Below are 15,282 nucleotides of genomic sequence, written 5' to 3' on the forward strand. Positions count from 1 at the left end.
TGTATTAAATTAATTTATAAACTACTTGCGTAGTTTTAATTTTTTTAAAACAACTTTTTTCACTGTGCAATTTTCAAAGAACATTTTAAGAAAAACTATTCATTATCTAACTCCTAAGAGTTAGATAAAATTAGTCTCTCAAAATTAAACAGAGAACTAGGTACGATTAATTACAATAGATATTTTTGAAGAACAAATTAATATTCTTCTATTGCATCGACCGAAGTCAATACATCTACTCCCTAGAAAGGAGGTGATCCAGCCGCAGGTTCTCCTACGGCTACCTTGTTACGACTTCACCCCAATCATCAATCCCACCTTCGGCCGCTGGCTCCTTACGGTTACCTCACGGACTTCGGGTGTTACCAACTCTCATGGTGTGACGGGCGGTGTGTACAAGGCCCGGGAACGTATTCACCGCGACATGCTGATTCGCGATTACTAGCAACTCCGGCTTCATGTAGGCGAGTTGCAGCCTACAATCCGAACTGGGATGAGTTTTTGAGTTTGGCTCCACCTTGCGGTCTTGCATCTCTTTGTACTCACCATTGTAGCACGTGTGTAGCCCTAGACATAAGGGGCATGATGATTTGACGTCATCCCCACCTTCCTCCCGGTTAACCCGGGCAGTCTCACTAGAGTGCTCAACTTAATGGTAGCAACTAATGATAAGGGTTGCGCTCGTTGCGGGACTTAACCCAACATCTCACGACACGAGCTGACGACAACCATGCACCACCTGTCACCCTGTCCCGAAGGACTTCGCCCATCTCTGGGTTATGCAGGGGATGTCAAGTCTAGGTAAGGTTCTTCGCGTTGCTTCGAATTAAACCACATGCTCCGCTGCTTGTGCGGGCCCCCGTCAATTCCTTTGAGTTTTAATCTTGCGATCGTACTCCCCAGGCGGAATACTTAATGTGTTAACGGCGGCACCGAGGTTCGACCCCCGACACCTAGTATTCATCGTTTACGGCGTGGACTACCAGGGTATCTAATCCTGTTTGCTCCCCACGCTTTCATGCCTCAGCGTCAGTTACAGTCCAGTAAGTCGCCTTCGCCACTGGTGTTCTTCCTAATCTCTACGCATTTCACCGCTACACTAGGAATTCCACTTACCTCTCCTGCACTCTAGACACCCAGTTTCAAATGCAGCACCCAAGTTAAGCTCGGGTATTTCACATCTGACTTAAATGTCCGCCTACGCATCCTTTACGCCCAGTAAATCCGGACAACGCTTGCCACCTACGTATTACCGCGGCTGCTGGCACGTAGTTAGCCGTGGCTTCCTCCTCTGGTACCGTCATTATCGTCCCAGAAGACAGAACTTTACAACCCGAAGGCCTTCATCATTCACGCGGCGTTGCTGCGTCAGGGTTTCCCCCATTGCGCAATATTCCCCACTGCTGCCTCCCGTAGGAGTCTGGACCGTGTCTCAGTTCCAATGTGGCCGATCACCCTCTCAGGTCGGCTACGCATCGTCGCCTTGGTGAGCCGTTACCTCACCAACTAGCTAATGCGCCGCGGGTCCATCTCAAAGTGGAATTTTCCGAAGAAAAATCCTTTGATGTTTCGATCATGCGACCAAAACATATTATGCGGTATTAATCTCCCTTTCGGGAGGCTATTCCCCTCTTTGAGGCAGGTTACCCACGTGTTACTCACCCGTCCGCCGCTAATCCACCCCGAAAGGTTTCATCGCTCGACTTGCATGTGTTAGGCACGCCGCCAGCGTTCGTCCTGAGCCAGGATCAAACTCTCAATTTAAAAGTTTACACTTTTTTAGTTGAAATGATTAATCTGCGACAACTGTTAAGTTGTTACGCAAGCTCATTACATACTTTTAGTCTTACGACTAAATTTTACTTTATACTAAAGTAATTAACTGGTTTAACGAAATATTATTTCGCTATCTTTACCTATTTCTCTGTTTAATTTTCAAAGACCAATTTGTTATTCGTATCTACCGTCATGTGACGACTTCTACTATTTTACTGTTTAGTTTTAATTTTGTCAACACTTTTTTATATGTTAACATCCTCAAACCCGACATCATCACTTTCTTTCGACGACAAGAATTATTTTAACACAACAAAATAATCGTATATTTGAATTATGGCTCATATATTCAATTTATTCTCATTTCTCTCCACTATTCACTATTAATTCTAATAATATCACATATTGATACACTAGGATAAGTATATAGTTTTTTAACTATATTTGTAGATTTTGAAGTTCCTATTATATTTTATTTTCTTATTAACAACAACTAACTTTTTTAGACTGTTATACTATAGTTAAGGAGTTGAGCTTATGTGCTATAGATTATTAAAAACAATTATAAAAAACACTGCTAGTATAGTTTTTTTTGGAGGTGCAGGCGTATCTACAGAAAGTTGTATTCCTGATTTCCGTTCTGCAAAGGGTCTATATAATATAGAAACTGATTTGAAATTTCCTCCTGAAGTTATTTTAAGTCATTCTTTTTTTATAAATCATACCGAGGACTTTTTTAAATTTTATAAATCCAACATGATTTTTGAAGATGCAATTCCCAATGATGCGCATATTGCATTATCTACCCTAGAAGAAAAGAATAAATTAAAAGCTATAATCACTCAAAATATTGATGGTTTGCATCAAATGGCAGGATCCAAAACTGTATACGAACTTCATGGATCTATACATAAAAATTACTGTATGAAATGCAATAAATTTTTTAACTTAGATTATGTGTTAAATAGTAAAACCATAGTTCCTAACTGTAATGTCTGTGGTGGTATTATTAAACCAGATGTAGTTCTTTATGATGAAAGTTTAGATATGTCTGTCTTAAACAGCTCTATTAAATCGATAAGTATTGCTGATACACTGATTGTGGGTGGCACTTCTCTTGTGGTATATCCCGCTGCAAATCTTATAAAATATTTCAGAGGAAATAATTTAATTCTTATTAACAAGTCTTCTACCCCTTACGACAAACAAGCAAATTTAGTAATTCATGATAGCATAGGTAAAGTTTTAAGTACAGTATGTAAATTTTAATTTAGTCGAATATAAATTCAGTTTTTTAACCAAATAAAAACCACTAAGTATAACTGAGGCCACTGAAAAACTATATGAAAAATCGTCATCTAATTAAAGATGGCGATTTTTTTATATAAAAGACTAAAAAACAAAAAGGAATTTTAAAAGATATGTCGAATTAGTATAGTAGAATAAAATAAAAGGGGCTAAACTATTATGCTAAAAGGACAATTGGAAATAAAAATAAATACATACCATAGCTTATATTCGTTAATTATTCCGAAAGATAACATTTTAAAGCAAATTAATGACCTTGTTGACTTTTCATTTGTTTATGACGAATTGATGATTAACTATAGTTCATCTATGGGTAGAGGTGCTATTAACCCCATAATGCTATTTAAATATTTACTTTTGAAAGTAATATATGAATTGTCTGATGAAGATGTTGTTGAAAGAACTCTTTATGACATGTCCTTTAAATATTTTCTAAATTTAGCCCCAGAAGAAACAAATTTAATAAACTCAAGTACACTAACTAAATTTAGAAAGCTTCGCCTTAAAGACATGAATTTATTGGATTTATTAATAAACAAGACTGTAGAACTTGCTATAAAAGAGGGGGTTTTAAAAAGTAAAGCAATAATAGTTGATGCTACGCATACCAAGTCACGTTATAACCAAAAGTCAGCAAGCGAGGAATTATTGAAACGTGCAAAAAACTTAAGAAAAACATTGTACGGAGTACATCCTGGTATTAAAGAAGAGTTACCTAATAAAGTTACAACTGGAGTACTTGAAGATATTCTTGAGTACTGCAAATTATTAATTGATACCATAAACGAGAAGCCAGAAACTGCAGCAAATCCAGCTGTGAAAACTAAATTAAACTACTTAATGGAAGCTATTAATGATGACTTAGAAAATCTAAAAATATCAAAAGATGAGGATGCAAAAGTGGGGCATAAAACTGAGGATAGTTCTTTTTTTGGATATAAATCACACCTTGCTATGAGTGAAGAACGTTTAATTACAGCAGCTGTTATTACAACTGGCGAAAAAAGTGATGGAAAGGAGCTCATAACCTTAATAGAAAAAAGCCGTGAGGCTGGTATAGATGTAAATGAAGTAATTGGAGATACAGCTTATTCTGAAAAGAAAAACCTAGAATATACAAAAGAAAATAAAATTGCATTAATTTCAAGACTAAATCCTGTAATTTCACAAGGAATGCGAAAAAAAGAAGATGAATTTGAGTTTAATAAAGATGCTGGTTTATTTGTATGTCCGGCAGGTCATATGGCTATTAAAAAAGCAAAACAGGGAAAGAAGAATGTTGGTAAAAATCAAGTGCTAACCTACTATTTTAATGTAGAAAAGTGTAAAAATTGTGTTCATAAAGATGGGTGTTATAAAGAAGGCGCTAAATCTAAAACTTATTCAGTTTCAATAAAGTCAAATACTCACAAAGATCAAATAGAGTTCGAAAAAAGTGAATATTTTAAAAAACGAGCTAGGGAACGTTATATGATAGAGGCTAAAAACAGTGAACTTAAGCACCAACATAGCTATGATGTAGCAATATCGTCAGGCTTAATTAGCATGCAAATGCAAGGTGCATTATCAATCTTCACTGTGAATCTAAAGAGAATAATTAAGTTGAAAAGCATGAAATAGGGCTTTTAAAACTTAATTATAAAATAAAAAGCATGAGATATCCCAAATATGGATATCTCATGCTTTTTCTATTCAAGCTTGAAAACTCTACTAAATAAAGAGTGCTTTTTTCAGCGGCCTCGTATAACTTAGCGGTTTTTTCTTACCTGGCGACAACCTACTCTTCCACAAGGTCACCCCTGCAGTACCATCGGCGCATTGAAGCTTAACCTTCGTGTTCGGTATGGGAACGGGTGTTACCTTCATGCCATAATCACCAGATTGAGAATATAAATATTCTCTGAAAATTGCACAGTGAATTAATCTTCTTCCTTTGTCAGAAGCTTAGTTTCTTTCTTACGAAAGAAATAGTTCCTGCGAAAGAAGTATATCGCATTACTTTTAATTATATATTTAGGTCAAGCCCTCGACTTATTAGTATTAGTCAGCTGAACATGTTACCATGCTTACACCTCTAACCTATCAACCTGGTGGTCTTCCAGGAGTCTTACTAACACCGCACTTACGTGCGAGTTATGGGAAATCTCATCTCAGGGTGGGCTTCACGCTTAGATGCTTTCAGCGTTTATCCCTTCCAAACATAGCTACCCAGCGATGCCACTGGCGTGACAACTGGTGCACCAGAGGTTTGTCCATCCCGGTCCTCTCGTACTAAGGACAGCTCCCTTCAAATTTCCTACGCCCGCGACGGATAGGGACCGAACTGTCTCACGACGTTCTGAACCCAGCTCGCGTGCCGCTTTAATGGGCGAACAGCCCAACCCTTGGGACCTACTTCAGCCCCAGGATGCGACGAGCCGACATCGAGGTGCCAAACCTCCCCGTCGATGTGGACTCTTGGGGGAGATCAGCCTGTTATCCCCGAGGTAGCTTTTATCCGTTGAGCGATGGCCCTCCCACGAGGTACCACCGGATCACTAAGCCCGACTTTCGTCCCTGCTCCACTTGTAAGTGTCGCAGTCAGGCTCCCTTCTGCCTTTGCACTCTTCGCGCGATTTCCAACCGCGCTGAGGGAACCTTTGGGCGCCTCCGTTACTTTTTTGGAGGCGACCGCCCCAGTCAAACTGCCCACCTAACAATGTCCTGTGACCAGATTCATGGCCTCCAGTTAGAACCTCAGTACTGTCAGGGTGGTATCCCAAGGATGACTCCACACAGGCTGACGCCCATGTTTCTCAGTCTCCCACCTATCCTGTACAGACAATACCGAAATTCAATGCTAAGCTACAGTAAAGCTCTACGGGGTCTTTCCGTCCAATCGCGGGTAGCAAGCATCTTCACTTGCACTACAATTTCGCCGGATGTGTTGTTGAGACAGTGCCCAAATCATTACGCCATTCGTGCGGGTCGGAACTTACCCGACAAGGAATTTCGCTACCTTAGGACCGTTATAGTTACGGCCGCCGTTTACTGGGGCTTAAGTTCATACCTTCGCTTGCGCTAAGTAATCCCCTTAACCTTCCAGCACCGGGCAGGCGTCAGCCCCTATACATCAGCTTTCGCTTTAGCAGAGACCTGTGTTTTTGCTAAACAGTTGCTTGGGCCTATTCTCTGCGACCTACTTACGTAGGCACCCCTTCTCCCGAAGTTACGGGGTCAATTTGCCGAGTTCCTTAACAACAATTCTTCCGATGGTCTTAGGATTCTCTCCTCACCTACCTGTGTCGGTTTGCGGTACGGGCACCAATATCCTCGATAGAGACTTTTCTTGGCAGCGTGGAATCAGATACTTCAGGAATAAATTCCCTTCCCCATCACATCTCAGCGTTAAGAGCAAACGGATTTGCCTGTCTGCTCCGCCTAAATGCTTAGACACACATCCAATAGTGTGCACATCTTATCCTCCTGCGTCATCCCATTTCTAATAACGTCCATTGGTGGTATCGGAATATCAACCGATTGTCCATCACCTACGCCTTTCGGCCTCGGCTTAGGTCCCGACTAACCCTGAGAGGACGAGCCTTCCTCAGGAAACCTTAGGTTTTCGACCGTTAAGATTCTCACTTAACTCTCGCTACTCATGCCAACATTCTCACTTCTGTACCGTCCACCACTCCTTACGGTATGACTTCAGCCAGTACAGAAAGCTCCTCTACCGCGTACACAATTGTGTACACCCATAGCTTCGGTGGTAAGTTTTAGCCCCGGACATCTTCGGCGCAGGATCTCTTGACTAGTGAGCTATTACGCACTCTTTAAATGAGTGGCTGCTTCTGAGCCAACATCCTAGTTGTCTTAGAAATCCCACATCCTTTTCCACTTAACTTACACTTTGGGACCTTAGCTGATGGTCTGGGCTGTTTCCCTTTTGACTACGGATCTTATCATTCGCAGTCTGACTGCCGAAATAAAAGTATATGGCATTCGGAGTTTGATAGGGTTCAGTAACTGTTGTCAGCCCCTAGCCCATTCAGTGCTCTACCTCCATTACTCAATTAATCGACGCTAGCCCTAAAGCTATTTCGAGGAGAACCAGCTATCTCCGAGTTCGATTGGAATTTCTCCGCTATCCACAGCTCATCCCATGGTTTTTCAACACCAACGTGGTTCGGACCTCCACGGAATTTTACTTCCGCTTCATCCTGGCCATGGATAGGTCACCCGGTTTCGGGTCTACGACATGCAACTATGCGCCCTATTCAGACTTGGTTTCCCTTCGGCTCCGTACCTTAAGTACTTAACCTTGCTACATATCGTAACTCGTTGGCTCGTTCTACAAAAAGCACGCCGTCACACATATAAAGTGCTTCGACCGGTTGTAGGCACACGGTTTCAGGTTCTATTTCACTCCCCTTCCGGGGTTCTTTTCACCTTTCCCTCACGGTACTTCTTCACTATCGGTCACTAGGTAGTATTTAGCCTTGGGAGGTGGTCCTCCCAGCTTCCCACAAGGTTTCACGTGTCTCGTGGTACTCTGGATTAGATCTGACTGTTTTTCCTTTTCATTTACAGGCCTATTACCTTCTGCGGAGCAGCTTTCCAGCTATCTTCAATTAAGGAATTGCAGTATTTATGATCTATCCTCAACCCCCAGATCAAAGACCTGGGTTTGGGCTCTTTCCCTTTCGCTCGCCGCTACTTAGGAAATCGATGTTTCTTTCTCTTCCTCCGGGTACTTAGATGTTTCAGTTCCCCGGGTCTACCTCTGCATACCTATTTATTCAGTATGCAGTACATAGTTGTTACTATGTGGGTTCCCCCATTCGGAAATCTTTGGATCACAGGCTATTTGCGCCTACCCAAAGCTTATCGCAGCTTAACGCGTCCTTCTTCGGCTCCTAGTGCCAAGGCATTCGCCATGCGCCCTTTGTAGCTTGACCTTGATTCTGTCTATTTACATAGACGGTTATATTAATTTTGCGAAATTGTATTAAATTAATTTATAAACTACTTGCGTAGTTTTAATTTTTTTAAAACAACTTTTTTCACTGTGCAATTTTCAAAGAACATTTTAAGAAAAACTATTCATTATCTAACTCCTAAGAGTTAGATAAAATTAGTCTCTCAAAATTAAACAGAGAACTAGGTACGATTAATTACAATAGATATTTTTGAAGAACAAATTAATATTCTTCTATTGCATCGACCGAAGTCAATACATCTACTCCCTAGAAAGGAGGTGATCCAGCCGCAGGTTCTCCTACGGCTACCTTGTTACGACTTCACCCCAATCATCAATCCCACCTTCGGCCGCTGGCTCCTTACGGTTACCTCACGGACTTCGGGTGTTACCAACTCTCATGGTGTGACGGGCGGTGTGTACAAGGCCCGGGAACGTATTCACCGCGACATGCTGATTCGCGATTACTAGCAACTCCGGCTTCATGTAGGCGAGTTGCAGCCTACAATCCGAACTGGGATGAGTTTTTGAGTTTGGCTCCACCTTGCGGTCTTGCATCTCTTTGTACTCACCATTGTAGCACGTGTGTAGCCCTAGACATAAGGGGCATGATGATTTGACGTCATCCCCACCTTCCTCCCGGTTAACCCGGGCAGTCTCACTAGAGTGCTCAACTTAATGGTAGCAACTAATGATAAGGGTTGCGCTCGTTGCGGGACTTAACCCAACATCTCACGACACGAGCTGACGACAACCATGCACCACCTGTCACCCTGTCCCGAAGGACTTCGCCCATCTCTGGGTTATGCAGGGGATGTCAAGTCTAGGTAAGGTTCTTCGCGTTGCTTCGAATTAAACCACATGCTCCGCTGCTTGTGCGGGCCCCCGTCAATTCCTTTGAGTTTTAATCTTGCGATCGTACTCCCCAGGCGGAATACTTAATGTGTTAACGGCGGCACCGAGGTTCGACCCCCGACACCTAGTATTCATCGTTTACGGCGTGGACTACCAGGGTATCTAATCCTGTTTGCTCCCCACGCTTTCATGCCTCAGCGTCAGTTACAGTCCAGTAAGTCGCCTTCGCCACTGGTGTTCTTCCTAATCTCTACGCATTTCACCGCTACACTAGGAATTCCACTTACCTCTCCTGCACTCTAGACACCCAGTTTCAAATGCAGCACCCAAGTTAAGCTCGGGTATTTCACATCTGACTTAAATGTCCGCCTACGCATCCTTTACGCCCAGTAAATCCGGACAACGCTTGCCACCTACGTATTACCGCGGCTGCTGGCACGTAGTTAGCCGTGGCTTCCTCCTCTGGTACCGTCATTATCGTCCCAGAAGACAGAACTTTACAACCCGAAGGCCTTCATCATTCACGCGGCGTTGCTGCGTCAGGGTTTCCCCCATTGCGCAATATTCCCCACTGCTGCCTCCCGTAGGAGTCTGGACCGTGTCTCAGTTCCAATGTGGCCGATCACCCTCTCAGGTCGGCTACGCATCGTCGCCTTGGTGAGCCGTTACCTCACCAACTAGCTAATGCGCCGCGGGTCCATCTCAAAGTGGAATTTTCCGAAGAAAAATCCTTTGATGTTTCGATCATGCGACCAAAACATATTATGCGGTATTAATCTCCCTTTCGGGAGGCTATTCCCCTCTTTGAGGCAGGTTACCCACGTGTTACTCACCCGTCCGCCGCTAATCCACCCCGAAAGGTTTCATCGCTCGACTTGCATGTGTTAGGCACGCCGCCAGCGTTCGTCCTGAGCCAGGATCAAACTCTCAATTTAAAAGTTTACACTTTTTTAGTTGAAATGATTAATCTGCGACAACTGTTAAGTTGTTACGCAAGCTCATTACATACTTTTAGTCTTACGACTAAATTTTACTTTATACTAAAGTAATTAACTGGTTTAACGAAATATTATTTCGCTATCTTTACCTATTTCTCTGTTTAATTTTCAAAGACCAATTTGCTTTGTCATCATGTGACGACTTCTACTATATTACTAGGTATTTCTTGTTTTGTCAACAACTTTTTAAAACTTATTTTCATTTGAAAACATATTAAATAGTTATCAACACTTAGTTTATCGTGCACTCGTTTGTGACGACAAGGAGTATTCTATCATATAAATAAGAGTATAATTTCACAACATAGGTACTCTAGCTAGATTATATTCATATTTCTACATATAAGTCTAAATAATTCAATATTCCGCATCCTGATACACATGGGTAAGTATCATTTATACTAATAATCTAGATACTCTGTTTAATATTATAAGACCTTTGTACAGATTACCAAAATTCGTTGCTACTAATAGTCATGTTAATATATTTACATGATTCTTCATAATAACTATTCCACTTATAAAAGTAAATAGCTTCTCAATCAATACTCCGAGTATTCCAACTTTTCCAAAACAAGTAAGTCCATTTCGACTTCCAAAACTCTGATAGACTAAATATATGGGGTATTGAAACGATTCGTGAAAAAACAGCTACAAGATATTACTCTCCATTTTTGATGAACTATAAATCAAAAACAGACTACTATTTTATGGCTGGTATGGAATGACATAAAATAAGAAAGATACGACAGAACTGAATCTAAACTTATGTTACATTAACTCTACAAATTGGAATTTGACGTGGAGATTATACTTATATACTTTTTTCTTTATCTAATAATGGCAGCAGATAATTTTTTATTAATTTCATTCTATCTTTTGGTAGCATCATAAATTTAGAAGCAATAGCAACTACCATATTTCTTTCTGGTAAGCAACAAATCACGTTACCTCCATCCCCAATAGCACAATACGCAAATTCATCTTCTTTAAATAGCCACCAAAGATATCCATAATGATTTGAATTATCCTGTAGAGATTCCCCAATCCATTCTCTTGAAATTATCTGTTTATCATTCCAATTTCCATAATTCAAATAGAGTTGTCCAAATCGAGCCATATCAACTGCTGATAAAGTAACTCCCCAACCACCGGTACTGTTCCCCTTAGGATCAGATACCCATCCACAAACATTCTTACCCTTAATAAAATCCATATAGGTAGCAGTAGTCATTTCATAATTTGGCGGTTGTTTCATTCCAATTGGTTCAAATAAATATTCATTTGCAAATTCTCTTGCTGTCTTTCCGGTTGCTTTTGTAAGTATTACAGATAATAAATGCGCTCCGGCTGTAGAATACTTGAATGTACCGCACTCATCTTTTCCGCCTAATAAATCAAGCGCATATTTTGCCCAATCTGAACTACTACATAATTCTTTAAAAGGTTCTCGCTTATAAATATATGGTGCTGTCATTGTAATAAGATGTTTTATCGTTATTTCTTGCTTTTTACTATCTACATGTTGCTATCTTTCACAACAACAATACCTGCTATATTTTTATATTTCTTTGCTATTAATTCTTCTAGATCACCATGAAAGTATTCTTTTTTAAACACATTATTTCCTCCTCACATTAATCAAACCTTCTTCACGGGTAAATACACATCTGTGATAAAATCTTTCGGTCTCTCAGTTTCCAGAGGATTTGTTACATAAACATCAAATGGAGGTTTTGCCACACAATATCTTTCTTGTTCTACCCATTCATGTTGCTTTGCATATACTGAAGTAATTTCTGAATAGGCTCCTTTAAGTCGGGTTTTAATGCACAATCCCGGATTAAAATCTTTTGTACCGGTGACATATTCTTTAATTGGAATTGCAAATTCAATATCATACCTTTCAAATAAATATTCCTCACTATGATATATTGTCATTGGCGGACCTATCATTGTAAGACCATCTTCTGCTATTCTTTTATACAATTGATTAAAAAATACGTCATATCCTAAATTGCATTCTTCTATACTTACTAATTTACGAATTGATAAAATATACATAGCCGGTACTTCTACAAGCATAATATCTAAATCTTTTATATTGCTAAATACAGATTCACCTTTTTGAAGATTTTGTATATCGTTTCTTAGTTGTTGCAGCATTATATCATAGGCTGTTACCTTTGCTTGAATATCATATTTCTTTTTATTCAACAACACTATTAATTTTTCTTCAAACTGATCTTTTTCTAATTGTAAAAGGGTTTTTATTTCTTCTAATGAAATTTCATACGATTTTAAACGCTTAATAAGAAGCATTGTTTCTAACTGTTTTATAGAGTAATATCGATATCCATTCTCTGGATTAATTTCTTCCGGATTAATTAGACCAATCTCTGCATAATACCTAAGTGTCTTGGTGGACACTTGACATATCTTCGAAAACTCTCCAATTGAAAGCATAAATCCAACTCATCCTCCTTTCATATTCATCTATCCTCAAATACAATAATAAACCTTCCCCTAAGGTTAAAGTCAATTACACTTATAAAAAATAAATAGTTTCTGTTACTATGAATACAGCCAGATTATTAAATAATCTGCCTGCTCCTAATTACTTTACTCTAGTTCTTCAATCTCAAGTTCTATTTTATAGTTGAGAATTATATCAACTATATGAATTGCATCTCTTGAATTTGTATTTATAATACCTATTCCAAATCTTAAATACTGATCACTTACAGCTGAGTACATTGTCACACCTTTCTCTAAGTCATAATGAGGGTTATAGCATTCATTTAAAGCTTCAATTGCCGATTTAACTCTTACACCATCTGACGACGAAGTACTGCCATTTCCCCAATATTTAGCATAGGGCTGTTTATGTTGGCAGTTTATAATATCTGTCATAGCTTTTTCATAGATTGATTTATAGGAAAAACTTTTTGTTTATAGTATAACCTCTTAAATTTTTCCGGATAGATAATTTTTTACTACCTGGGTTTCTCTTTTACTTTTTATTGGATCTACAATTTTCCTTCCTTTTATCATTTTCCATTTTTATCCCCCACTTAGTTAGTATTATCAATACTATAATTGTACTTTAGCTAACTTATTTTGAGCAAAAAAATAAGAGCTTTATCATTTAGTGATTAAACCCTAGATATATCAATGCTTAACTGTAAATAATTAGCTTAACGTTGTAAATCTACACTTTGCGAGCACTGTCCCTTAGAGATATCGATATCTACTGCCCATGTATATCCAGCATTGATATATCCCCTACAATTTTCTATCCAGAGTTTTGCTGCCGACTTCCTCCAGATTCCACCTCACGGTGGACACCCTTGTCTTAATCTAACGGTTGGTACCATTCCCCCGCATCGGACTTTCACCGACAGGTAAGCGCCAATTTCAGGCGTACAATCGAGTAGGAGCTAAATAATTAATTTATTTAGCGACCTCTCACACCACCGTGCATACCGTTCGGTACACGGCGGTTCAATAGAAATTAATATTTTAATAAATATGTCTCAGATATAGAAACTAAGCCTATATTTTTAAGGTATTTATTGGTCAATGTTTTGTTTAATATAGGGCTATTGGATGTTCTCCAATAGCCTTTCCTTGTATTTGCATGTTGCAAAGCTTTATTGTTTGGTATTCCTAATTTAACAAGGTTCCCATATTTTGTTTTAATCTTTTTCCATTGTTTCCAAAAACACATTCTAATTCTTCGCCTTAACCATTCATCAAGTGTTTTAAGAATACTTTTAATGTCTGCAATAGCAAAATAATTTATCCATCCAACTATCACTTGCTTAAGTTTCATAAACCTATATTTCATGCTCATCGCATTACTTCTTGAAGTTAATTCTTTTAGCTTTGCTTTGAATTTGATTATAGGTTTTTGAGGAACTCTCATTCTGTATTCACCTTTTGCTCGGTAAAATGAAAATCCTAAAAATTTAAGTTTCCAAGGTCTATCTACTGTACTCTTTTCTTTATTCACTCTAAGCTTTAACTTTTCCTCAATAAATCTCGTAATACTCTTCATTACTCTATTTGCTGATTTCTCACTTTTGACGTATATATTCGCATCATCAGCATATCTACAAAAGTTTAGTCCTCGTTTTGTTAGTTCTACATCGAGTTCATGTAACATTACGTTACTTAATAATGGGGACAAAGGCCCGCCTTGAGGTGCTCCTTCTTCTGTATTCATAAATACCCCATTTATCATCACTCCACTTTGTAGATACTTTCGTATCAGAGAAATTACTCTACTATCTTTAATATCTTCCGATAGTATCCTTATTAATTTATCATGATTTATCGTATCAAAGTATTTAGAAAGGTCTATATTCACCGTCCATGTATGTCCAGCATTAATATATCCCCTACATTTTTCAACAGCTTGTTTTCCACTTCTTAAAGGTCTAAAACCGTAACTATTATCAGAAAATTTCTTTTCATATACTGGTATTAGAGTTTGTGATATCGCTTGTTGAATAACTCTATCTAATACAGTAGGTATTCCAAGTAGCCTAATTCCACCGTCAGGTTTTGGTATTTCTACCCTTCTTACGGCTAGAGGTCTATATCTACTTTCTAATAATGATTGCCTTAATTCTTGTCCATGCTCTTTTAGATAATGTAGAAGTTCATCTACTGTCAAACCATCAATCCCATGACTTCCTTTATTGGCTTTTACTCTTTTATATGCTTTATTCATATTATCTCTCGATAATATCTGCTCGAGTAAACCATTATCATATTCATTCACATCGTTTCTTCCTTCTTCTGACATAGAGGAAATACTATGCACTTCTACATTACCTTCGAGTTCCACTCTATTCTCTCGTAGAGAGCCTTCTTTATGAAGTTGTCTGCTTTTATCATATTTTCTCGTATCCTTCAAAATTCCAAAACCTCCTATTGTTCAGTCCTTCCCACGCTAACGCGTTTTGCATGGTACTATGACGTCTGCTGACTTCTGATAGTTCAGCCATACATCACTGTATGGGTTGTTATTTCTAAATTCATATCCACAACTTACCTATCAGATCTCCCCGGGTAAGAACGCAATCTTTCACTCCATCTATCTGCTACATTTACACCACTTGTTTCGAATAGTTTTGGGCTTCGTTTTGTATTGCAAACTTACCCACAAGCATATGCCTTATATGTAGTTTCTGTTCGTCAGACCGGAGTTTGGCCGCCAACTTCCTTCAGATTCCATCTCACGATGGACACCCTTGTCTTAAGCTATGCACTTGGCACTATTAACCCGTGCTAGGGACTTTCACCCATTAGATTGCGCCCATGCCGGGCGCACAATAAAAACCGCTAAGTATAACTGAGGCCACTGAAAAACTATAT

6 protein-coding genes and 4 rRNA genes are annotated in these 15,282 nt (G+C 39.1%); 2 read left to right on the forward strand and 8 right to left on the reverse strand.

The window, feature by feature from the left end; translation table 11 throughout:
• Positions 1-246 precede the first annotated feature (246 nt).
• Positions 247-1,764: ribosomal RNA gene (locus tag KTC94_RS10520) — 16S ribosomal RNA — on the reverse strand.
• 549 nt (positions 1,765-2,313) lie between these two features.
• Here KTC94_RS10520 and KTC94_RS10525 point away from each other — a divergent pair.
• Positions 2,314-3,045 carry an NAD-dependent protein deacylase gene (locus KTC94_RS10525; RefSeq protein WP_216304651.1) on the forward strand — a complete coding sequence of 244 codons (732 nt, stop codon included), beginning with the start codon at positions 2,314-2,316 and terminating at the stop codon, positions 3,043-3,045.
• 198 nt (positions 3,046-3,243) lie between these two features.
• A complete protein-coding gene (locus KTC94_RS10530; RefSeq protein WP_220287894.1) occupies positions 3,244-4,704 on the forward strand; it encodes an IS1182 family transposase in 1,461 nt (486 codons plus the stop codon).
• Between the two features lie 144 nt (positions 4,705-4,848).
• Here the strand turns inward: KTC94_RS10530 and rrf are convergent.
• The 7 genes from rrf to ltrA form a co-directional block, all read right to left on the reverse strand.
• Positions 4,849-4,965: ribosomal RNA gene (gene rrf / locus KTC94_RS10535) — 5S ribosomal RNA — on the reverse strand.
• Positions 4,966-5,098: 133 nt separating this feature from the next.
• Positions 5,099-8,024: ribosomal RNA gene (locus KTC94_RS10540) — 23S ribosomal RNA — on the reverse strand.
• A gap of 292 nt (positions 8,025-8,316) precedes the next feature.
• Positions 8,317-9,834, reverse strand: a 16S ribosomal RNA gene (locus KTC94_RS10545).
• The 16S, 23S and 5S rRNA genes sit together here, the layout of an rRNA operon.
• Before the next feature lie 877 nt (positions 9,835-10,711).
• Positions 10,712-11,374 carry a serine hydrolase gene (locus KTC94_RS10550; protein ID WP_220320578.1) on the reverse strand — a complete coding sequence of 221 codons (663 nt, stop codon included), beginning with the start codon at positions 11,372-11,374 and terminating at the stop codon, positions 10,712-10,714.
• 164 nt (positions 11,375-11,538) lie between these two features.
• A complete protein-coding gene (locus KTC94_RS10555; protein WP_220320579.1) occupies positions 11,539-12,363 on the reverse strand; it encodes a MerR family transcriptional regulator in 825 nt (274 codons plus the stop codon).
• 156 nt (positions 12,364-12,519) lie between these two features.
• The gene (locus KTC94_RS10560; RefSeq protein ID WP_304518723.1) at positions 12,520-12,825 is read right to left on the reverse strand and encodes a Tn3 family transposase; all 306 of its coding nucleotides are present in this window, start codon (positions 12,823-12,825) and stop codon (positions 12,520-12,522) included.
• A gap of 586 nt (positions 12,826-13,411) precedes the next feature.
• Complete coding sequence (gene ltrA / locus KTC94_RS10565; RefSeq protein ID WP_304518644.1) at positions 13,412-14,821, reverse strand: group II intron reverse transcriptase/maturase; 1,410 nt, start codon at positions 14,819-14,821, stop codon at positions 13,412-13,414.
• Positions 14,822-15,282 lie beyond the last annotated feature (461 nt).

The sequence above is a fragment of the Clostridium sp. CM028 genome, assembly GCF_030585565.1.
Taxonomy (GTDB): Bacteria; Bacillota; Clostridia; order Clostridiales; family Clostridiaceae; genus Clostridium_AD; species Clostridium_AD estertheticum_B.